The organism is Novosphingobium endophyticum, from assembly GCF_014640675.1.
In the GTDB taxonomy this organism is placed as follows: Bacteria; Pseudomonadota; Alphaproteobacteria; order Sphingomonadales; family Sphingomonadaceae; genus Novosphingobium; species Novosphingobium endophyticum.
The window spans coordinates 1-22645 of the sequence record NZ_BMHK01000037.1 but is presented as its reverse complement, the minus strand read 5'-3'; the positions used below and the strand labels follow the sequence as shown (position 1 = coordinate 22645).

At 64.3% G+C, this 22645-nt stretch carries 15 protein-coding genes and 1 pseudogene; 9 read left to right on the top strand and 7 right to left on the bottom strand.

Features of this window, described 5'->3' with window-relative positions; all coding sequences use genetic code 11:
• Nucleotides 1-6: 6 nt before the first annotated feature.
• Nucleotides 7-1173, bottom strand: a complete 1167-nt coding sequence (locus tag IEX32_RS17780; protein WP_188772887.1) for an FAD-binding protein — start codon at nt 1171-1173, stop codon at nt 7-9.
• Nucleotides 1173-2663: an FAD-linked oxidase C-terminal domain-containing protein gene (locus IEX32_RS17775; RefSeq protein ID WP_188772886.1), complete on the bottom strand. Its 1491-nt coding sequence runs from the start codon at nt 2661-2663 to the stop codon at nt 1173-1175. The genes IEX32_RS17780 and IEX32_RS17775 overlap by 1 nt, the downstream gene beginning before the upstream one ends.
• A 385-nt stretch (nt 2664-3048) precedes the next feature.
• Between IEX32_RS17775 and IEX32_RS17770 the strand changes: the two genes are divergently transcribed.
• Both IEX32_RS17770 and IEX32_RS17765 read left to right on the top strand, forming a co-directional pair.
• Nucleotides 3049-5109, top strand: coding sequence for an alpha-amylase family protein (locus IEX32_RS17770; RefSeq protein ID WP_188772885.1), 2061 nt, complete (start codon nt 3049-3051; stop codon nt 5107-5109).
• A gap of 12 nt (nt 5110-5121) precedes the next feature.
• Nucleotides 5122-6105 carry a D-2-hydroxyacid dehydrogenase gene (locus IEX32_RS17765; protein ID WP_188772884.1) on the top strand — a complete coding sequence of 328 codons (984 nt, stop codon included), beginning with the start codon at nt 5122-5124 and terminating at the stop codon, nt 6103-6105.
• Nucleotides 6106-6108: 3 nt separating this feature from the next.
• On the opposite strand, the gene IEX32_RS17760 is transcribed toward IEX32_RS17765, so the two are convergent.
• The 3 genes from IEX32_RS17760 to IEX32_RS17750 form a co-directional block, all read right to left on the bottom strand.
• On the bottom strand, nt 6109-6903 hold the full coding sequence (locus IEX32_RS17760; RefSeq protein WP_188772883.1) for an FCD domain-containing protein: 795 nt from the start codon (nt 6901-6903) through the stop codon (nt 6109-6111).
• 101 nt (nt 6904-7004) lie between these two features.
• Nucleotides 7005-7895, bottom strand: a complete 891-nt coding sequence (locus IEX32_RS17755; protein WP_188772882.1) for a 2-hydroxy-3-oxopropionate reductase — start codon at nt 7893-7895, stop codon at nt 7005-7007.
• Between the two features lie 19 nt (nt 7896-7914).
• The gene (locus IEX32_RS17750; RefSeq protein ID WP_229736472.1) at nt 7915-9132 is read right to left on the bottom strand and encodes a glycerate kinase type-2 family protein; all 1218 of its coding nucleotides are present in this window, start codon (nt 9130-9132) and stop codon (nt 7915-7917) included.
• A gap of 495 nt (nt 9133-9627) precedes the next feature.
• Between IEX32_RS17750 and IEX32_RS17745 the strand changes: the two genes are divergently transcribed.
• The 3 genes from IEX32_RS17745 (at nt 9628) to IEX32_RS17735 (ending at nt 14886) form a co-directional block, all read left to right on the top strand.
• Nucleotides 9628-12309, top strand: a complete 2682-nt coding sequence (locus IEX32_RS17745) for a TonB-dependent receptor domain-containing protein (RefSeq protein WP_188772880.1) — start codon at nt 9628-9630, stop codon at nt 12307-12309.
• Nucleotides 12310-12401: 92 nt separating this feature from the next.
• Nucleotides 12402-13418, top strand: coding sequence for a sulfotransferase family protein (locus IEX32_RS17740; RefSeq protein WP_229736471.1), 1017 nt, complete (start codon nt 12402-12404; stop codon nt 13416-13418).
• Between the two features lie 43 nt (nt 13419-13461).
• Nucleotides 13462-14886, top strand: a complete 1425-nt coding sequence (locus IEX32_RS17735) for a hypothetical protein (protein WP_229736470.1) — start codon at nt 13462-13464, stop codon at nt 14884-14886.
• 164 nt (nt 14887-15050) lie between these two features.
• On the opposite strand, the gene IEX32_RS17730 is transcribed toward IEX32_RS17735, so the two are convergent.
• Nucleotides 15051-15860 (bottom strand): LD-carboxypeptidase, encoded by an 810-nt coding sequence (locus IEX32_RS17730; RefSeq protein ID WP_188772895.1) that lies wholly within the window; start codon nt 15858-15860, stop codon nt 15051-15053.
• Between the two features lie 65 nt (nt 15861-15925).
• On the opposite strand from IEX32_RS17730, the gene IEX32_RS17725 reads away from it, so the two are divergent.
• Nucleotides 15926-17338, top strand: a complete 1413-nt coding sequence (locus IEX32_RS17725; RefSeq protein WP_188772879.1) for a glutamate ligase domain-containing protein — start codon at nt 15926-15928, stop codon at nt 17336-17338.
• A 146-nt stretch (nt 17339-17484) separates the two neighbouring features.
• On the opposite strand, the gene IEX32_RS17720 is transcribed toward IEX32_RS17725, so the two are convergent.
• The gene (locus IEX32_RS17720) at nt 17485-18429 is read right to left on the bottom strand and encodes a DUF808 domain-containing protein (RefSeq protein ID WP_188772878.1); all 945 of its coding nucleotides are present in this window, start codon (nt 18427-18429) and stop codon (nt 17485-17487) included.
• Nucleotides 18430-18689: 260 nt separating this feature from the next.
• On the opposite strand from IEX32_RS17720, the gene IEX32_RS17715 reads away from it, so the two are divergent.
• The 3 genes and pseudogenes from IEX32_RS17715 (at nt 18690) to IEX32_RS17705 (ending at nt 22191) form a co-directional block, all read left to right on the top strand.
• Complete coding sequence (locus IEX32_RS17715) at nt 18690-19514, top strand: flagellin N-terminal helical domain-containing protein (RefSeq protein ID WP_188772877.1); 825 nt, start codon at nt 18690-18692, stop codon at nt 19512-19514.
• Between the two features lie 357 nt (nt 19515-19871).
• A pseudogene (locus tag IEX32_RS17710) lies at nt 19872-20899 on the top strand (IS110 family RNA-guided transposase).
• Nucleotides 20900-21321: 422 nt separating this feature from the next.
• Entirely contained in the window at nt 21322-22191 is an 870-nt protein-coding gene (locus IEX32_RS17705; protein ID WP_229736469.1) for a sulfotransferase, read from the top strand.
• Nucleotides 22192-22645 lie beyond the last annotated feature (454 nt).

Here is a 22645-nt window from a genome sequence, read left to right as displayed (position 1 = left end):
CGCGCGTCAGCCGAACCGAGAGGGAGAAAGGATACCGGCCGGATCAAAGGCCTGTTTCACGCGGGCCGAAAGCGCGGCGACCGCCGGCGCCTCCGGCTGCCGTATCGGCCTTTGCTCCAGTATCGCCGGTGGCGCGCGCAACAGCATCGCGTGCCCCTCATGTTCGCTCGCGAGGGCGCGGACATCGAGCGGGGCCGCGGCGCCCACCCAGACTTGAGCCCCAGCCCAGTCGAGGCACCAGCTCGCGCCCTCGGCATCGAGCGCGCGGGCAAAAGCCGGGGCACGCGATGGCGCAAGATGGACCCGCCACAAGACGTCCGATCCCGCCAGTTCGCGCGCCTCGCGAACCCCCGCCCAAAGGCTGCCGGCAAGCGCATGATCGAGCTGTTCCACCGAATTCCCGTCGTCGAGCAGTTCCACCAGCTGGCCCGCCCGTACATCCACGGATTGCGGAAAGCCTTCCAGTCTCAGCAAAGTCACCGGGCCAGTGCCGCCTGTCTCCGGAAGGTGTGCGGCGGCCGACGGTGCCATGCGCGAGCCCATGGCTCGTGCCATCGCCGCAACCGCCTTGTCAGGATCGAGACCGGTGACCGCAATGGTGCGAGTGTCGCGCGGCTTCGGCACGACCTTCAGCGTGAGTTCGGTCATGATCGCGAGCTGGCCCCAGGATCCCGAAATAACTTTCGGCAGATCGTATCCCGTCACGTTCTTCACGACCTTGCCGCCCGCCTTGAAGGTTTCGCCGCGCCCGGAGATCGCGGAAAAGCCCAGCAGATGATCGCGCACGCCCCCGGCGGAAACCCGGCGTGGTCCAGCAACGGCTGCCGCCACGATCCCGCCGATGGTTGCGGTGCCCGCCTGCCGGCCGAACAGCGGTCCATGATCCCAGGGTTCGAAAGCCAGCATCTGTTGATGTCCGTCGAGCAGCGCTTCCACATCGCCGAGGCGCGTCGCGGGACGAACAGTGAGCACGAGTTCGCTTGGTTCGTAATCGATCACACCCGCGAACGCCGAGAGGTCGACAATCGCCGCGCTGCGATCCGGCTTGCCGATGTCCTGCTTGCTACCGCCGCCGCGCGGTTCGAGCGGGACGCCTGAAGCCGCCGCCTCCGCGACCAGGTGGCGCAATTCGTCCTCATCGGCGGGGCGAACAGTTGTTTCCGGCGACAGCATCAGAACCTCGGCAGGTCGGGGAAAGGGACCTGCCCCTTGTGAACGTGCATCCGGCCCAGCTCCGCGCAGCGATGGAGCTGGGGAAAGACTTTGCCCGGATTGAGCTTCAGCTCGGGGTCGAAGGCGCACTTGATCCGTTGCTGGTGGGCAAGGTCCACTTCGTTGAACATCGTCGGCATAAGGTCGCGCTTCTCCACGCCCACCCCGTGCTCGCCGGTGAGCACACCGCCCACTTCGACGCACATCCTGAGGATGTCGGCACCGAAGGCTTCCGCCTTCTCCAGCTGGCCCGGCTGGTTCGCATCATAAAGGATCAGCGGATGCAGGTTGCCATCGCCGGCATGAAAGACGTTCGCGACCCCAAGCCCGTACTGGCGCGACAGCTCCGCCATGCGTTCGAGCACTTCGCTGAGCCGCTTGCGCGGGATCGTGCCGTCCATGCAGTAATAATCCGGGGCGAGGCGACCGACCGCCGGGAAGGCTGCCTTGCGTCCGGCCCAGAAGCGGAGTCTTTCTTCCTCGTTCTGCGAAATGCGCGATGTCGTTGCTCCGTGCGCGGCAGCTATTCCGGCGATGGTTTCCAGCAGGATATCGCACTCGACGGGCGGGCCATCGACTTCAACGATGAGCAGCGCCTCGACATCGAGAGGGTATCCGGCCTTCACGAAAGCCTCGGCCGCGTGCGTCGCCGGCTTGTCCATCATCTCCATCCCCGCCGGGATGATGCCCTCGCCGATGATCTGCGCCACGCAATCGCCAGCGGCGCGGGTCGTGGGGAACCCCAACAGGATGGCGCGCGCGGTTTCCGGCGTGGGAAGGATGCGCACCGTGACTTCCGTGACCACTCCCAGCAATCCTTCGGAGCCGACGACAAGGCCGAGCAGATCAAGCCCTGCGGCTTCGAGGTCCCGACCACCCAGGCGAATGATCTCGCCATCGGCCAGCACCATCTCCACGCCGAGCACGTTATTCGTCGTCAGCCCGTACTTGAGGCAATGAACGCCGCCGGAATTCTCCGCGACATTACCGCCGATGGTACAGGCGATCTGGCTCGACGGGTCGGGCGCGTAATAGAAGCCCTCCCCTTCAACGGCGCCTGTCACGGCCAGGTTCGTCACGCCGGGCCGGACCACGGCGACGCGATCGACATAGTCGATGTCGAGCACCCTGTTCATGCGCGCGAGACCGAGGAGAACCCCGTCCGCCAGAGGCAGGGCGCCGCCGGACAGGGACGTCCCCGCCCCCCTCGGCACGACCTTTATCCCCTCGCGATGACACCAAGCGAGCACCCGGGACACTTGCTCCGTCGTTTCCGGAAGAACGACGACAAGCGGTGGCTGGCGGTAGGCGGTCAGCCCGTCGGATTCGTACGGCTTGAGCTCATCGGCGATCTCGATAACGCCATCGGGCACGATCGATCGCAGTCCGGCTGCGATTTCCTTGCGGTTCGCGACCGTAGCCGAGCATACGGGAGGCATGGCAAGCGACATCTCGGGAGGCTCCTAAGGCCGTAAACTCATAAACGGCACCAATCGAGGCGCCCAAATGGCGAACATATCGGGCCAAAGAGCCTCCCGCGGTGTAGCGCGCTACCCCTGCGAATCCGCGATTTGCCCGGCCCTGCATAAGCCTGCCACAACGGCCGGAAGGCGACGTCACTCCCCTTTTCCTTCCCCGGAAACTGGGGCGTGACGCACGCCGACCTGCGTCCACAGGCGGTACGTCGATTAGCAACAGGAGGGGTGTCGGTCAAATAAATTGACCAACCTGCCTACATTGCCTAGTTGAACCTGCTCCGCAAAGCATGGCTGGTCCATGGGGCGTGCCCAGCCAGGAATGTGGTCCCGTCAGCCCGAACAAAGGATTGATCAGATCGTGTCTAAACAAGCCGTATGGTGGGAAGAGCCCTATCGGATCGTACAGACCAATCTGCGTTTGATCGATGCCTCGCTCGATCCCCGCGCGTTGGCACGGCAAGGGCGTGAATTCGGGGCGAGCGCGATAACCTTCAACGTCGGAGGCATTTTCGCCTTCTATCCGACCGGGCTCGATCTGCACGCGCGCAACCCATACCTCGAAAAGGGGCAGGACCTGACGGGCGAGATGCTGTCCGCCGCCCGTCGTGAGGGCCTTCGGATGATCGGTCGCTTCGACCTCTCGAAGGGCACGCAGATCGCCTATGACGCGCACCCGGACTGGTTCGTTCACAATGAAGCTGGCGAACCGCAGGAATTCAATGGCACCTATCAAGCCTGCGTCAACGGTGGATGGGCGAGCGACTACTCGCTGAGAATCCTGCGCGAGGGCATCGAGCGCTACGATCTGGACGGCGCGTTTTTCAACATGACCGGCTACCAGCCCTACGATTACAGCGGGCGATACCGCGGCATCTGCCACTGCAGCAACTGCCAGGAGGGTTTCGCCGAGATGTTCGGCCGCGCATTGCCCCGACGGGAAGACTTTTCCGATCCGGCCTTTGCCGATTACCTGCTCTTCAAGCGCCGCACCAGCGTCGAGGCCGCCCAGCGGATTTACGACACCGTCAAGAGTCTCCGCCCGTCGACGGGCGTGATGGGCAATGGCAAGGGCGCGTGCGATTTCATGCGGCTCGAAATCCAGCGTGCGGTGAGCCGCCCTGCCCCGGAATGGCCGCACCAACCCGGCGAACTCGCCCGCTGGGGCGAAGCGATCGGCGGCGGCAAGGCCTATTCCTGCGCCTCGACGAATTTCCTCGATTACCAGTGGCGCTACGCCTCCGAGACCGCGCACAACCACATGCTTCGCTTCGGACAGCAGATCGCAAGCGGCGCACAGATCGACTACTACCTGCTCGGCACTTTCGACCAGCCAAGCCCGGCGCCGCTCGAAACCGTCCACGAATTCCTCGAATGGCACGAAGCGAATGGCGAACATCTCACCATGACGAGATCGCGCGCGCGCGTAGGCCTCTATCATTCGCGCGTGTCGGACCTTCATGCCGGGGCGAGCGAAACCGGCAAGGCGCGGACCAATGCGTTTCGCGGCGCCTACCGCCTCCTGCTCGAAGCCCGCATTCCCTTCGATTTCGTCAGCGACGAGCGAATGGAAGATGACGACATTGCCCGGCAACTGTCGCGTTATGACGTAATACTCATGCCGAACACCCCTGCCCTCAGCGATGCCGAGGCGCGTGCGCTCGACGCCTGGGTGGAAGCGGGCGGCACCCTGATCGCGACAGGCGAGACGGGCCATTACGATGAGCGTGGTAACCGGCGGGACGGATTTGCGCTGGCGAGCTTCCCGGCACGCGCGATCACCCGAGCCCGGTCTGGTCTCGAAACCTATGTCGCCGCCGGCGAGGGAGAAGCAGGATTTGCAGTCGCGCAACTCCTGCATCTGGACGGCTGGTATTTCGATGCAGAGGCCAGGAACGGCGCCCGCGAACAACTGCTGCTGCAACCGGAGCAGAAATATGGGCCGCCCGAGTTGTGCTTCCCGAAAGACCAGGCCGGCGCGGGACCGGGAGTCCTGCGCATGGCCTACGGCAAGGGCGAGGCAATCTATCTGCCATGGCTTCCCGAATGGCTCTATTTCCGTGACGGACTGCCCGGCCACCGCGAATTGCTGAGCCACCTGATCGAAGCGGCATACCAACCCGAAGTGCGTTTGGCAGGTGCCGGTCCGGTCGAGATCACTATCCGCGCGAAGCAGCGCGGCGAGGGCCAGAAAGTGGTGCATGTCGTCAACTATGCCGGCCAGCGCGGCAGCGCCTATGAAGAGCCTCCAGTGGTTCCGGGGCTGCGCCTCGGTGTGCTGGGAGCAAACGGCAAGGCGCGCACGCTGGTAAGCGGGCAAGAGATCGCGTTCGGGGCACCTGGCCCGGATGGCTATTGCTGGGCAGACCTGCCGGACGTGAAATATTTCGAGGTTATCCTGCTTCCGGAAGCAGCGAACTGAGCGAGACGCGAGATGAAGGGTCTGACGGTTCTCACCACGCTGAGGTACGAGGGTGCCCATTGGGAGGGATTCATTGACGCCCTGAAGGGGGCTGAAATCCTGCGTTTCGAAAGTCCGCAGAGCGAAGGTTTCGACGCGGCGCTGGCGCGTGCCGACGTGGCGATACTTGCCAAGGATCCGGACGTGCGGATCCTCTCTGCACCTCGCCTGCGGTGGATTCATGTCGATCACGCCGGGCTGAACCGTGCCGCCAGGCCGGAGGCTTTCCGGGAAGGACTGGTCGTTACCGGTTCCGCAGGCCGGTCCGCGCCGGTTCTGGCCGAACATGCGTTGTTTTTTTCGCTGGCGCTCGCCTATCGTTATCCCGCGTTCCTCGATGCACAGCGCGCGCACCAGTGGGGCGTCCCGGGGCAGGATGACCTGCGCGGCCTGTACGGTCGCACCATGGGCATCGTGGGTCTTGGCAACACCGGCAAGGAACTGGCCCTGCGGGGGCGGGCCTTCGGGATGCGGGTTCTGGGGTACCGGCGCCGTTCGACCGAGCCGCCGCCGGGCGTGGACCAGTTGTTCAGTGCCGAGGCGGGCGAAGGGCTCGACCCGTTGCTGGAGCAGAGCGACTTCGTTGTCCTCGCCCTGGGCCTGTCGGACAAGACCCACCACATGATCGGCAGGCGCGAACTCAGGCTGATCGGGCCGAAGGGCTACCTCATCAACATGGCTCGGGGGCCGGTGGTTGACGAAGCGGCCCTTGTCGCAGCGCTCCATGCCGGTGAAATCGCCGGGGCCGGACTCGACACGTTCGAGGTCGAGCCGCTGCCCAAGGACAGCCCCGTCTGGGATGCCCCCAATACGCTGATCACCCCCCATGTCACGCCTGCGGTGCCTGATCGCACCGGACGCTCGCTCGACATAATCCGGGAAAACATCCGGCGCTTCTCCGCAGGCGAAGCGATGCTCAATGTCCTGACGCCCGAAGACCGGTACACGCGGGCCTGACCCTCAGGTCTTGCGCTCCCGCTTTTTTGCCGGGGCGAGAAGCTCATGGCGGGACAGCCGCCTGACGGCCACTTCCAGCCGCTGTTCCTCTTCGTGGATTTCCCGCTGGGTCCGCATCGTCGATAGCAAATGCTTGCGGGCCGCCGCCTCGGCGCTCGCCGCATCGCGCGACATGATCGCATCGAAGATGGCCCGGTGCTCGGCGAGCTGCTCGTCCCGGTCGCTCCTGTGCTCGTAGAGATTGCGGCGATTGAGATAGACGTTGGCCCGCAGGATCGTCTCGAGGCTTCGCATGACCTGCAGCAGCATGACGTTGTGCGCCGCGCCGAAAATCGCGAAATGGAAATCCCCGTCGCTCGCGGCAATCGCTTCCACGTCGCCGCTTTCGTGCGCCGCTTCCATGGCGGAAAAGCACTCCGAAAGCGCCTCCCGGTCGGCTTGCGACGCACGTTTCGCCGCCAGCCCGGCCGCCGACGCTTCGACGACGGACCGGAATTCCATGCAGTCGAAGCGCCCCCGTGGTTCATCGAACAGCAGCATCAGGGGATCGCTGATGGACTGCCCGATCTTGTCGCTCACGTAACAGGCTCCGTTCGCATCGGATATCAGCAGACCACGCTCGATCAGCTGGCCGAGCGCGTCGCGCAGCGAGGGCCGCGAAACTCCGAATTTGGCCGCGAGTTCCCGCTCCGGCAAAAGCCGTTCACCCGGCGGCAGGGCTCCTTCGAGAATGAGTTCCTGCATGTGCCGGGCGACTGCGTCCGCCAGCTTTTCCGGTTTGATCGAGGTGCGTCCCATTTGCCGACATTAATGCGCCGCAAAAGGCAGGCCAAGGCCTTCCTGCACCTTATCCCGGAATCGCCCAAAACGGTATGATCGAAACGTCCAGATGGCCCCTCTCAGGCCTGATCACCCAACGTGAAATTGCCGAGCGCCTCGATGGCCTTGACCAGGGCGGAGTGGTCCCACGCCTTGCCGCCACGGGCCACGCAGGCGCTGAACAGTTGCTGGGTCGAAGCCGTGTTGGGCAGCGCAAGCCCAAGCGCCCGGGCGCTGGATAGCGCAAGGTTGAGATCCTTCTGGTGCAGTTCGATCCGGAAACCGGGGTCGAAGGTCCGCTTGGTCATGCGTTCCCCGTGGACCTCCAGGACCTTCGAGGAGGCGAAGCCCCCCAGCAGGGCGCCTCGTACCTTTTCCGGGTCGGCCCCTGCCTTCGCCGCGAATACCAGCGCTTCGCTCACGGCTTCGATATTCAGCGCAACGATGATCTGGTTGGCCACCTTGGCCACCTGGCCATCACCGACCCCGCCGACATGGGTGATGTTCTTGCCCATAAGTTCGAACAGCGGGCGCGCGCGCTCGAAGGCCGCGGGCTCGCCGCCGCACATGATCGTCAGTGCAGCGTTCTTCGCACCGATCTCGCCTCCGGAAACCGGAGCGTCGACATAGTCCGCCCCCTTCTCGCGCACTTTGGCCGCAAACTCGCGGGTTGCAATCGGGTCGATCGAGCTCATGTCGATTACCAGTTTGCCCTCGCCCAGGCCCTCGGCCACGCCGCCTTCCGCGAACAGTACGCGCTCCACGTCAGGCGTATCGGGCACCATCACGATTATCACGTCGGACTGCTCCGCCACTTCGCGACATGAGGCGCAGGACAGCGCGCCGCCGTCGACCAATTCCTGCGGCAGGTCTGACCGGTGCTTCACCAGGGCGAGCCGGTGCCCGGCGGCCTGCAGGTGTCCCGCCATGGGCCTGCCCATGATGCCAACGCCGATGAAGCCGATATTCATGTGAATCTCCTGAAAATGACTAGCCGCGTTCGTGCGGCATGATGAGGATCGCCCTGAAATCGTTGACGTTGGTCAGCGTCGGACCGGTAACGATCAGGTCGCCGAGCGAGGCGAGGAGGCTTCCGCTGTCGTGGCCGGCAAGCGCGGCTGCGGGATCGAGTCCGGCCTGGCGCGCACGTTCCAGCGTATCCGGTCCGGCAATGGCGCCGGCCGCACCGAGATTCGAGCCATCCTCGCCATCGGTATCGGCCGCGAGCACCCACACGCCGCGACGACCTGCCAGTGCGACCACCAGGGCCAGCAGAAACTCGGTATTCCGGCCGCCTCGCCCCGCCTTGTCATTACCGACCGTGACGGTGGTTTCTCCACCCGAAAGCAGGACGCATGGCCCGGTATGGTCAAGCGCTTTCTGCGCCATCTCCCGCGCGACCTCCCGAGCCTCGCCTTCGATGGCGTCACCCAGGATGATGGGCTTGATGCCGTGCTCTGTCGCCACGTCTGCCGCAGCGGCGAGTGCGCCCTTCGCGGTTGCGATCACCTGTATGGGATCGACATGATCGGCCTTCACCGGGCGCGCCGGGCTGGCAAGCAATTCCCGGACGGGCTCTGGCAATTGCGGACCAAGGACTTCGACGACATGGTCAAAGTCGATCTCGGCGCCCGAGGGTGCCGTCGGCCCCGATGCTATCGCCTCCGCTTCGTCCCCCGGAATATCGCTGATGGCAAACGTGATGACCCGTGCCGGCGCTGCTGCTGCCGCCAGCCTGCCTCCCTTGATCGCCGAAATCTTCTGGCGAACGGCATTCATCGTGCGGATATCGAACCCGGATGCCAACAGCAGGCGGTTTGTGACCTGTTTGTCGGCCAGAGTTATCCCTGCAGCCGGCAGGCAAATCGTTGCCGAGCCCCCACCGGAAATCAGGGCAACAACAAGATCGTCAGGTCCAAGATCGGTAACAGTGGCCAGTATCTCTTCAGCGGCGGCAAGCGAATTCGCGTCGGGCACCGGGTGGCCCGCCTCGCGAACGCGGATCCTCCGGCAATCGAGGCCATAACCATAGGGTACCGCGACACACCCCGAGAGATCGGCCTCAGGCCATGCGCGCTCAACGGCCGCGGCCATTGATGCAGCTGCCTTTCCCGCCCCCACGACAAGGCAACGCCCCTTCGGAGGCGGAGGCAGGCAACCGGGCAAACGCACAGCCGGATCGGCCGAGGCGATCGCCGCATCGAGCATTCGCTTCAGGAGATCCCGGGCCCAGATATTACCATCGGAATTGATATGCTTGGTCCTTGAAGCATCGACGCAGTCGATCGTTGTCATACCGTCTCGATAACCGGAACTGTCTCAAGCGGAATTGCGGCCGGACATCAGATGCCCTCAGCACATCTTGGGTAAAAGAGTTTACCAGGCTGCGCAAGTAGGTCGATCGTGCAACGGTTGCCGGCGCAACTGGCGTGGCGATGACACCGCGCCGAGCGCGGATTCCGAAATCGGAGCTGCCAGGCGCGATGAATGGCATAGAAATACTGCGGAAAGTGCATGAACCATGCATTGGCCCGATGCGTCAAATTGGTATGACAGCACGCCGAACGTAGAGCACTCTATTGGTAAGACCCCTCATCGCGAAACATTTGACCGGTCAAGAATTATCTCGTACGGGACCGCCGAGGGCTGCTGACATCGTAACTCGCTACAATAGAGCGGTCAGTTTCATGAGGGAGGGAATAAATGAGGAATTCCACTATGTCCGCGATCGGCAAATTGCGGGCCGGCATCGCGCTTTCCGGACTTGCCGTTTCGCTGGCGACGACCGGCACGGCTTACGCACAAGACGATGAGACAGACGATTCCGGCGCCCCCGAGATCGTCGTCACCGGTACGCTGATTCGCGGCACCGAGGTCGTCGGTTCGCAGACCATCGCCGTGGACAGGGAAGCGATCACCCAGCAAGGCTCGACTACGACCAACGAGATACTGCAACTCGTTCCGCAGATTTCAAACACATTCAACGGCCGCTTCGAAGTCGATCCGCGCGGTATCACGGGAGCCGGCGTTTCGATCCAGCGTCCGAACCTGCGCAGCCTGCCGGGTATCAACTCGGCATCGGGCGGCACAACGCTCGTGCTTGTGGATGGTGCCCGCGTCACGCCGGTCGGCATCCAACAGTCGGCCGTCGACGTCGACATCATTCCCGCCGCTGTCCTTGAGGGCATGGATGTCGTAACCGACGGCGGTTCATCGCTCTACGGCGCGGACGCCGTCGCTGGCGTTCTCAACTTCCGCACCAGGCGGAGCTTCGAGGGCGTGAAGGTCGACGCCAACTACGGCTTCGGTACGACGCTTTCGCACTTTGACCAGTGGGACGCGGCGGTCACCGCCGGAACCAGCTGGGCGACCGGCAATGCCTACATTTCGGCCGGGCATGTCCGCCGCGACGCTGTCCTGAATGGCGAGACCGACTGGGCGACGGGCGAGATTTACGACGCGGACGGCAATCCGAGCTTTACCAACACGCAGTGCATCGAACCGGTAGGTAGTGAAATTCGCTACTTCTTTTTTGGTGCCGGCTGGACGAACAGTTCACAGGCCCCCGGTGCCGGTGTATTCCCGATCGGCGACGCGTGCGACCATACAGCAGCGGGAACGTACCTGCCCAAACTGAAGCGCAGCAACGTCTTCGCCTCGCTGTCACAGGAAGTCGCGGACAACATCGACCTTCGCGTAACCGCCTATTGGGTCAAGCGTGACTTGTCCTTGTTCGGCTATCCGCGTGGCTATTCCACGCCTGCGGCTGCTCCGGTATTTCCCGCCAACCCCACTATCGGCCAGATCCATTCGTCCCTGGGAGGCATTGGCTTCTCGTTCGGCGCACATCCGGATTACGAAGAGTCGTCGACGCGCATTGGCCTTGAAACCTGGGGCGTCACGCCGGAACTGAATATCGACCTTGGCGGCGGCTGGCAGGTGAGCAACAAGCTTCACGTCGGCCGGTCCACCAACTTCCAGCGCACGCCCGGCGTTAACCAGGCTCTGGCGCAGGACTATATCGATGGGGGCGAACTCAATCCGATCAACGTAGCCGCGGCGGACATCGCCGTGATCAACGACATCACGGATTTCGAAACCGCTCAGGATTCGATCCACGAGTTCACGCTGGTCCGTTCGGTCGCCGACGGCCCGCTGTTCGCGCTGGAAGGCGGAGACGCCAAGCTGGCCGTGGGCGTCGAGTACCAGGGCTCCAGTGCCCAGTACAGGGCGGCAACCAACCGAACCGGTGTTATAGGCACGGTGCCCTACAATCGCGCAGAGCGCCACGCGAAGTCCGTTTTCGGCGAACTCGTGCTGCCGCTTGCCGACTGGCTCGATGTCGCGGGCTCGCTGCGCTATGACGACTACAGCGATTTCGGCTCGACGACCAATCCGAACGTCGGCGTGAAGATCAAGCCGTTCAGCTGGCTCCAGCTCTACGGCCACTGGAACACGTCGTTCAACGCACCGAATGCCATCGACACCGCGGCCCGTCCGGTGGGACGTTTCGTTTGCGGCATTTATTCGCCCGGCCAGGGACCGCAGGATCCGTTTGGCAAATGGGATGAGACGGGCACCTGCGCGTTCCTCGCCGAAGGTCCCAATGAAGGGCTGAGGCCGCAGACCGCGGAAAGCTGGGCCATCGGTTTCGAGGCCACGCCGGGCAATTTCCGGTTTGGCGGCCAGTTCTACTCGATTGATTTCGACAATGTTCTGGGCGCGGTCGACGCGGGCAATGCCGACACTTATGTAACCAACCCGGAACTCTACTTCTACAATCCGTCGGAGGCGTTCTTCGCGGAGTTCCTGTCGGGGCTGGCCAACGGTGCCGAACTCGCGGAGCAGATCAGCTTCGACGATATCGCGCTGCTGGTTGATCGCCGGACAAGCAACATCGAAGCGGCCAAGCTGGAAGGCGTTGACTTCCACGTCTATTTCAACACGCCGACCAGCTTTGGCAATCTCTCGCTCGGCCTCAACGGCACCAAGCAGACGAAATCCGTACGGATATCCGCCGGAGAAGCCTCCAACCAGTTGGGGTTGGGTACTCCCGAACTGACCGCCACGGCGTTCGCCGGTCTGAATGCCGGGCCGGTATCGACGAGGGTCACCGTCAACTTCTCGGGCAAGTATACCAGCTCCAACCCCGACTTCCTCGGCAACGACGTGACGGTCGATCCGTTCGTTACGACCAATCTGTTCCTCGGCTATCGGTTCGAGGAAGATAGCGGTGCTCTGGCGGGAACTTCGCTCCGCCTGAATGTCGACAATGTCTTCGAGGAGACGCCGCAGAGGATCATGCGGGGGACACCCAACACGATCACCTACGAAGGCTGGACGCTGGGACGGGTCATCAAGCTGGGCATCAGCAAGGAATTCTGAGGTCCGACCAAGTCAGTAAAGATCGAGTCAGGGCGGCCGAAAGGTCGCCCTGATTTTTTTGTGCCGACGATTACAGCCATAATGGACCTTGCTTGAATATCGGCCGGGCCCGCCGCGCGATAGGTTGCAACTCGCATACCGTACAGCGTGGGAGGCACATCTGGTCAGCAAGCACCGCCGAACTCTTCGCCGATCTGTCGCAACGGCCCAGCGCGGAGGCTTGCCGCAGCACCCTTGCGCCCAACCTCTTCGTCATCGGCGCCTCGAAGTCGGGGTCGAGCGCACTGCACGCCTACCTCAAACCCCATCCCGACATCTGCAAGAGCAGCGAAAAGGAGCCGTGCTTTTTCGTCGATCAGTCCGAACTGGAAGCGGCCTGGCCGATCATGGCCCGCCAGCCCTGCTCGCACGACTGGGACGCCTACCTCCAGCTCTGGCAGGGCGGGGAGAACGCGCGCTATCGCGGCGAAGGCAGCGTCTACTACTCGCAGGCCCCGCATCGAAGCAACGTGCCGGCGCGCATCGCCGCCGCATGTCCGGACGCGCGGATACTCTGCACCGTTCGCGAGCCTGTCACGCGGGCGATCGGCCACTACTGGCAGCGTTTCAAGGAGCTTCAGGAAGCTCTGCCCCTGGAGACGGCGGTTCGGCAAAATCCGCTCTACCGCGATACATCGGACTACGCGCTGCAGCTTCGCGCCTACCTCGAGCACTTCGACAGCGCGCAGATTCACGTCGTCGTCGCCGAGGAATTGCGCGCCAACCGCCGGGAAGTTCTGGCCGGAGTGCTGCAATGGCTCGGCCTCGATCCTTACGAATATGACGATCGACAACTGACGGAACGCCACCGCTCCCCGCCCACCAGCCGGCGCCAGCGCTTTCCGCTGGTCAGGCGACTGCGCGATTCGGCTCTGTGGTCGGCGGCACGCCGGCGGCTGCCGGAAGCGGTCGTGAGCCGTCTGCGCGCGGCATCGACCGTTTCGTTCGAAAAGTCGCGGGTCGATGACAGCGGCGCGCGGCGCTACCTGGCAGACTATCTCGCCCCCCGCCGCGCCGAATTCGAGCAGATGATCGGGCGGCACATTTCGGCGTGGGACCCGGCGCGGTGAGGCCGCAGCGCGCGGGGTCGATGCACGGAAGGGCCGATCGGCGATGAACTACGTCCCGATCATCCTGTTCTGGGCGCTGGCACTGTGGGGCAGCGGGAGCCGGCGCCCGGTGCTGATCTACTTGTTCTTCGCGACGATGCCGTTCGGCGCCTTTGCCGCGATTCCCACGGCGCTGACCGGCGGCCTGACGTTCACCGCCACGCCGCTCATAACGCTCCTGATCATCCTGCGCACCTTCCTCAACCCGCAGGGGCCGGCGACAGCACTGACCATGGCCCTGCTGCCGCAAAGGCTGATGCTGCTGTTCCTGTTCTGGCTGGTCGCTGCGATCACCACGGCCTTCATGCCGCGCCTCTTCGAGAATGCGGTGATGGTCGTGCCGATTCGCGGCATCCTGAGCGAAACGGCGCCGCTGCGTCCGAGCGCGCAGAACCTCTCGCAGTTCGCCTATCTCACCATTGCCGTCTTTTCCGTCTTCGCTTTCGCCCGGCTCCTGCAGTGCCCGATCGTGCGCCAGCACGCGCTCAAGGCCATGTGCCTGGGCGGCGCTGTTACCGCGGCGACGGGATTTCTCGACCATGCAAGCCATTTCCTGCCGCTCGAGCCGCTTCTCGCTCCATTCCGCACCGCCAGCTATGCCCTGGTCACCGATGTCGAGGTCCTCGGCGCCAAGCGGGTCGCGGGCCTCATGCCGGAGGCTTCGGCATTCGGCGGCCTGTGCCTCGCCTTCATGGGCGCGCTCTACTTCTATCGCCGCGCGATCTTCGATGACACGGTTCGGAACGTCTGGGTGCCGGTCGTGCTCGCCATGCTTGCGGTCTGCGCGTGGCTGTCGACCTCATCGGGCACTTATGTCGGCGTCCGCCTGCTCATGGTCGTCGCCGCGCAGGAATGGTTCCTGCGCGCCAACACGCGGGGCCGAACCCGTTCGATCTATCGCCGGGGACTTGGCGGGGAACTGTCGGTCGTCGTCGCGATGGCGGCGGGTATCGCGCTCGTCCTGATCGTCTGGCCGCAGGCCCTCGATCCGGTCTACGCGCTGATCGACCGGATGGTCCTGCAGAAAACCTCGTCCAACTCTTACGCGGAGCGCGGAATGTGGCGCTCCGTCGCCTGGGCCAGCCTGCTTGAGACGCATGGATTCGGCGTAGGCCTGGGCGGCACCCGGGCATCGAGCAGCCTCGTCGCGATCTTCAGCGGCACCGGCATTATCGGCGGGATGCTCTATTGTGCTTTCGTGCTGCAGAGCCTGCTTCGCCCCACCGCCGGCGCCCCGGTGGAGACACAGCTTATCGTATCGGCGTTCCGCTTCTCATTCGTGCCGTCGTTCGTGGTGACGCTGATGGTGGGCGATGCGGACTTCGGCGGGATAAACGCTTTCGGCTTCGGCATAACCGCCGCGCTCGCCATCGCAAACGCGGAGCGCGCGGACAGATATGCAAGGGCGCCCGCCGTCAGCGCCGCCTAGAGCGGCGTGCGGTATATCTGAGCCACCGTGACGAAGCCGATTTTGGCCGAGCGCGAGGAGCGAGGAAAGAGCCATGCCTTTGCATAGTGACTGACGAGTGACGGTGCGATCGGCCAAAAGGGGCCCGCCCCTTCGGGGTTGCCTCAGATATACCGCACGCCGCTCTAATTCGCCCCGAAGGGCACGATCTTGTTGGCCGCGTCGTGGCCGATGTCGGCCCTGCCGAGATAGCGGATGGCATGGCGATCGCACCAGTGGCGGGCGATGGCCTCGGCGCCCTGGCCGAAGGGGCGGTCGTTTTCGGGAACCTCGCTCACCCGGCCGAGACGAAGGCCGGCGATGCCGCCAAGATGCGCGGTCAGATGGAAGAACAACCGATCGACGGCGTACAGGTACTCGGACACTTCCTCCACCAGCACGACATGCCCGGCAAGGCCCGGCATCAGCCGCGTGCCGCACAGCATGGCGAGCGTCATCAGGTTGAAGGCAACCGCCGGGCGGTGGTCCAGTGCGGGTTCCAGCCCGGCACCTTCCCCGGACAGGTACGCCAGCGTGCGCCGGATCGCCGCCTCGCCTCCTTCCCTGCGAATGTCGGCCACCATCGGCGCATGGACGGGTTTTCCGATCTTCTGACGGTAGAATGCACCGAGAAGATAACCCGCATCCGAATAGCCCAGCCAGGTCTTGCTTTCGGCGACGTGGGCAAATCGCGCGAGGGCGTCCTCGGCCACGCGGCAGGCGCCGTAGCCGCCGCGCGCGAACCACACGGCATCGAACGAGGGATCGTTGGCGCAGTCCACCAGCACGTCGGCCCGCCGGCCATCGTCGCCCGCGAAATGCCCGTGCGATTCGAAGCATTGCGGGTGGATTTCCAGCGCCACCCGCGGAAACTCCGCCGCGGCAAGCCCAAGAACGCGATCGGCATCATCGCGCGTGATCGGGGTGGACGGTGCGCAAACTGCGACGCGGACGATCGGGCTGGTCATACGCCCTTCCTATCGAGGTTGTCAGGACGGACAAGGGCGCATACCGAAGCGACATGACTCGCGCCGATGACCTTACCGCCCACCCCTGGTTCTTCTGCGGCATCGGCGGATCGGGTATGTTGCCGCTGGCACTGATCCTCAGGGGCCTCGGCGCCGAGGTTGCGGGTTCGGACCGCGGCCACGACCAGGGCCGCACACCCGAAAAGTTCGCATGGCTCGAAAGCCTGGGCTTCGCGCTGTTCCCGCAGGACGGAAGCGGCATGACCTCGGCCGGACAGACGCTCGTGGCTTCGGCGGCGGTCGAGGACACCGTGCCCGAGGTCGTGCGCGCGGGAGAACTGGGCTGCCCACGCATGAGCCGGGCCGAACTGCTCGCCGCGCTGTTCAACGCGGCGCCGGCGGGCATCGCCATCGGCGGTACCAGCGGCAAGTCCACCGTCACCGGGATGACCGGCTGGATCCTGACCGAGGCCGGCCGCGATCCGACGATCATGAACGGCGCGGTGATGAAGAACTTCGTGCGCCCCGACGCGCCCTTCGCCAGCGCGCGGGTCGGCAACGGAGAAGTCTTCGTTTCCGAGGTCGACGAGAGCGACGGCTCGATCGCGCTCTATCACCCGAAAGTCGCGGTGCTCGGAAACGTCAGCCTCGACCACAAGAGCATGGACGAACTGCGCCAGCTCTTCGGCGATTTCGTCGCGGTTGCCGAAGTCGCGGCAGTCAATCTTGACGACGCGGAGACACGGGCCCTCGCCGCGCGGGCAAAGGCGCTGGTGACGTTCGGCATCACCGCGCCCGAGGCCCAGATCGCGGCAGCCGAATTCGTGGAAGGCCCCACCGGCCTGACCGCCACCGTGCTCGACCGGCGCAACGGTACTTCCCATGCGCTGGCGCTGAGGGTGCCGGGCCGGCACAACCTCTACAACGCCCTCGCCGCGATTGCCGCCGCGAACGCCTGCGGAGTACCGGTGGCCGAGGCGGTCCGCGCCCTCGGCAGCTTCAAGGGGCTGGCGCGCCGGTTCGACATCGTCGGCACCTCACCCGGCGGGATCACCGTGATCGACGATTTCGCCCACAATCCCGACAAGGTCTCGGCCACGCTGCGCACGCTCAAGGCCCACACCGGGCGCGTCATCGCCTTCTTCCAGCCGCACGGCTACGGCCCCTTGCGCCAGATGGGCGCGGAACTGGCCGAAGTCTTCGCGCGCCTGCTCGGGCCGGACGACATGACGATCCTTTGCGACCCGGTCTACCACGGCGGCACGGTCGACCGCTCGGAGGGAAGCGAACGCATCGTGAGGCTCATCGCCCAGGCCGGCGGAGAGGCGGACTATATCCCGGCGCGCGAGGATTGCGCCGGGCACATCGCCCGGATCGCGTTGCCGGGAGACCGCATAGTCGTGATGGGCGCGCGCGACGATACGCTCACGCTCTTCGCCCGGGATCTGCTGGCGCGATTGCCCTGATCGAAGTTCGCTGGTGAAAGCGCACCGTCATCCCGGGCTCGACCCGGGACCGCTGGCAGTTTCCAGGCGCCCCGCGTGGCGCGCCGGGCACAGGCTCTCCTCAAGAGCGCCAGCGGTCCCGGGGCGAGCCCGGGATGACGACAGCATCAGTGCGCCTTGCCGCGTGCCCTGCCGATGATGTGCACGGCCACCGCGATGATTGCACCGAGGACAAGGCCCACCGCCGCAGACGCCAGCGCATAGCTCAGCCAGCCCAGGACACCGCCCAGCGGCCCTGTCGCCACGGCCACCGCATGCTGCAGGTCATGCGCGAGGTGCGCGGGGGCATGCACGCCCATCTCCTCCAGCCCGTGCAGGATGATGCCGCCACCGACCCAGAGCATGGCGAGCGTGCCGACCGTGCTCAGGAGCGCCAGAACCTTGGGCATGGCGAGCAGCAGCACCCGCCCGGCCCGTTTCGAGGCGCCGTTCTGCTTCTCGACGAGGTGGAGGCCGATGTCGTCCATCTTCACGATCAGCGCCACCGCGCCATAAACGCAGGCGGTGATGAGCACGCCCACCACAGCGAGCGTCGCGGCCCGGCTGAGCAGCGAGCTGGCCGCCACTTCGGCCAGCGCGATCGCCATGATCTCCGCCGAAAGGATGAGGTCGGTGCGGATGGCCCCGGAGATACGCGTCTGCTCGAATGCGGCGACATCCTCGATGGGGTCTGCCAGCGTTTCGCCGTGCTGCGCTCCGCCGAGTTTTTCCAATACCTTCTCCGCCCCCTCGAACGCGAGGTAGAGGCCGCCCAGCATCAGGATCGGCGTGATCGCCCAGGGCAGCAGCGCGCTGAGCAGCAAAGCGATCGGCAGCAGGATCAGCAGCTTGTTGCGCAGGCTCCCCTTGGCGATCTGCCAGATGACCGGCAGTTCGCGGTCGGGCGTGAACTCGGTTACATAGCCCGGCGTCACCGCCGCATCGTCGATGACGACCCCCGCCGCCTTGCTGCCCGCCTTGGCGACCCCCGCCCCGACATCGTCGAGCGAGGCCGCGGCGGCGCGGGCGATGACCGATACGTCGTCGAGCAGGGCAACCAGACCGGTGGGCATGGGGGGAAGAATCCTTCGTGTCGCGGGCTTCCGGAGCGGAAAATCAAGCCATGTCGGCGAAATCTCCGCCGATCAAGCAAAAGCATGGAAAGTCACGGAATACCGGGACTTTTCGCCTTTCGAGAGCGCACGATCCGCAGGGCGTGATCCATCGAAATGCGCCTTCGTCCTTAAACCCCGCCGCCGGCGACCGTTCTGGTGGCTATCCGGGCCGTGTCATCGACGACATTCCCGAAAACTTGAAAACTGGGGAAGTATTCATGTCTGTCATCAACACCAATATCAGCGCCCTGCGCGCCGCCAATGCCTCGACCGCCGCCGACAAGATGCTCGGCATCGCCATGGAGCGCCTGTCCACCGGCAAGCGCATCAACAGCTCGCAGGACGATGCCGCCGGCCTCGCCATCTCGACCTCGATGACCTCGCAGATCAAGGGCATGAGCCAGGGCATCCGCAACGCCAACGACGGTATCTCGATGGCGCAGACCGCCGACGGCGCGCTCGACGAGGTCACGAACATGCTGCAGCGTGTCCGCGAACTGGCGATCCAGTCCGCCTCGGGCACCTATCAGGACACCGACCGCGACGCGATGCAGCAGGAAGTGACCGCGCTGACCGAGCAGATCGCCGATGTCCTCACCAACACGCAGTTCAACGGCAACGCGATGTTCTCGACCACCTCGGGCACGGACGTCACCATCGACATCCAGACCGGCGCCAACGCGGGTGAAACGGTCACGCTGACCTCGACCGCGATCGACGGCACCAACATCGACGCCACCGCGCTCGACGTCGCAACCGCCGGCGCCGCCTCGACCACGATCGACAACGTGGACCTCGCTCTGGCCGACGTGAACTCCACCCGCGCCGGCCTCGGCGCCGGCCAGAACCGCCTTGAATCGGCGATCAACAACATGACCAACAACGTGACGAACCTTTCGGACGCCCGTTCGCGGATCGAGGACGCCGACTATTCGGCCGAAACCACGCAGATGGCCAAAGCCCAGATCCTCTCGCAGGCCTCGACCGCGATGATCGCCCAGGCCAACCAGGCCCAGCAGAACGTGATGTCGCTGCTCCGCTAGGCAGCAACCTGACAAGCAGGTCTCGAAAGGACCCGGTGGGCACAGGCTCGCCGGGTCTTTTCGTGGATTGCCACGGTTGCGGTGGCTCCTGAGCGTGGGGGGAGCCCTGAAGCTTGCCGTCCATTCATCTCTGCGGAGCGACGCCCGTCGAGCCGGGGGTTCCTCCCTTCGGAATCTCCTCCCCCAGCAGCTGCGGTCAACTCATCGTTTCACCTCCATTCTCGATCGCGCCGTTGATCTAGATGGAGTAACGGTCCCGGCGGGGCCGACTAACCCTGGTGCAGGGTTGGTGGCCTCCCGGTAGATGGTAGAACGGCGTCAGCGGTTGGGCTGCGCCAAGCATCTGGGGAGACCACCGTGAGCTACTATACCGGTATCGACGTTTCGCTGGAAGTCTCGCATTTCTGCGTTGTGGATTCAGCGGGCAAGACTGTGAAGGAAGCGCGGGTTGCCAGCGAGCCCGAGGCGATCCTTGCGTGGTTCGCCGAGCTTGATCTTGAGTTGGAAGCGATCGGCTTGGAGGCAGGTCCGTTGTCGCAGTGGCTTTACGCTGCGATGATCGAGGCCGAGTTGCCGGTGGTCCTGCTCGAGACGCGGCAGGTGCGCGATGCCTTTCGATCGATGCCGGTCAAGACCGATCGCAAGGACGCACGCGGCATTGCGCAGCTGATGCGTCTTGGCTGGTACCGCCGGGTTCACTGCAAGTCGCAGGAAGCGCAGGAGAACCGCACGCTGCTTGCTGGCCGCAAGATGCTGCAGTCGCGATATATCGATCTCGAGATGTGCCTGCGCGGTCTGCTGCGGGGCTACGGCCTGAAGGTTGGCCCAACGAACAGCAAGACCTTCGAGGGGCGGGTGCGTGAACTGGCAGCATCCGCTCCCGGACTGACGGACACGATCGATGCCTTGCTCAAGGCCCGCGCCACACTGCTCGAGCAATTTCACCGCCTCGATGGCATTGCCACGAGGCGGGCGCGGCAGGACGAGCGAGCGCAGTTGCTGATGACTGTACCTGGCGTTGGTGCGCTGATCTCGCTGACTTTCGTGTCGGCCATCGATGATCCTGCGAGGTTCCGCTCATCCCGAACGGGGTTGGCGCGCATCTTGGCCTGACGCAGCGCAAGTACCAGTCAGGCGAGACCGATGTCACCGGGCGCATTTCCAAATGCGGGGATCAGGAGGTGCGCACAGCCCTCTACGAGGCGGCCAACATCATCCTGACCAGGCCGGTCAAGGGATCGCAGCTCAAGAGCTGGGCCGCCAAGGTCGCCTGCAGGGCGGGCATGAAAAAGGCCAAGGTGGCGCTGGCCCGCAAGCTGGCCGTCGTCATGCACCGCATGCTCAGCGACGGCACCTGCTTCGATCCGAAGCTGGCCGCGGCGTGACAGGTACCAGGCAGGAGCAAGGGTAAGGCACAAAGGTTTTCGGGCGCCGCCATTGCGTCCGATGGCAAGGTCCCGTCGCCGGGACGCACGAGCTAGGTCAGGCCGTTAAGACGGGAGCAGCCCTTCGGGTGACTGCGCGTTTCTAGATTGGTCGACCGGTTCGCTGAGGACATCCATCATGCAGCGCCCTCGCGGTGACTGCGGACAGAAGCATGAAGCCGGCGACGTGATCAGGCCGAATCGGGGTTGACAATGGGCCCGTTACAGAAGCCTTCTGAGCTTCAGTCTAAGGGATTATCCGCTCGTCCCGTTAGGTCCTAATACGAGGAGTGTCGGCCATTGGAGGTTGACACCGACATTCGAGCCCAGTTGGCTCCCATAGATATTCTGGGGAGCGATCCGAGGGACGAGGAGGCGACGGGTTGAAGAATTCAGGCAAGCGCAGGAATTTGGAACGCATCGCTCGTGGCGTAGCTACCGGCGCGCTCAAGTCGGTGGACACTGCTCTGGCGACGGGGTTTCCAACAAGGGTGCCCGACGACATGCCCCGGCCGGTCTTCATCGTCGGCGTTCCGAGATCAGGAACGACGGTGGTCTATCAGGCCATGACGACGGCGTGGCACTTCGCATACATAAACAACGTCACGGCGCGCTTTCCCCGCAGCATTGCGCGCGCATCGCGTTTGCTGAGAGCCCATCGCTGGGCTGTCTCCAAAGAATTCCGGAATTTCGCGGGAGGGACTCCGGGCTCTGCCGGGCCGAACGAGGCAGTCGCCGTGTGGGCGCACGCATTTCCAAGCGATACGCACGAAGCCGTACAGCCTGAAGAAGTAGATCCCGATCGGGAGCGATGGCTCGTGGCGTCGGTCGCTTGTCTGGCAGACCAGTTCCAAGCTCCGTTCATTTCGAAGACCCCGTGCAACAGCCTGCGCATTTCGGCGCTGGCGTCGATTTTTCCGAAAGCGTTGTTTGTTGTCGTCAAGCGCAATCTTCTCGAGGTCGCGCAGTCCTTGCTTGCGGCCCGGCGGCAGCGGTGCGGCAACGAGCGGGGACACTACTCTGTCATTCCCCGAGGGCTGGAAAAGCGGGGCAACCTGCCGCCCGTGGAATATGTCGCCGAACAGGTGTCCTTGACGGAAATTGCCATCAGGGAGGCGCAAAATGAGATTCCGGGAACCGCTTCCACGAAATCGATTATCAAGACTTCTGCGCCGATCCGCGCGGCACGCTCAGCGGGATTGAAGAGTTCTGTTCCGATCAAGGCCTGGAACTCAAGCGACGGCCGGCGCTGAATGGGATGCCGGCATCCTTCAGGGCAAGTCGGGGCATCCATTTGCCCGCCAACGAGCGATTAACGATCGAACGGGCGCTCCAGCGATATGGAATCGTATGAGTTTCTGCTGACGGCAGGAGCCGTTATCGTTCGTCGGACGGACCAAAGGTCGGCAGCTTTGTGAACGCCTGCAGCGGGGCCTGTGTCTGGAAAGTCGGTTAGCCGTCTCAAATCCTCCCCGCTCGCGGGGAGGGGGACCATGCGAAGCATGGGGGAGGGGGCTCTCGACCAAGCGTGGCGCTGCCAGGATACCCCCTCCACCACGCCGCTTCGCGTCGCGGTCCCCCTCCCCGCTCGCGGGGAGGAACTTATACGCACGGCTTCATTGATTGACCTGTGCCCAATGGCGTGAACCGATTGAAGTGATTTGGTCTGGTTGTGCGATGAGCCAGTTCCAGGCGTCGCAGCATGCA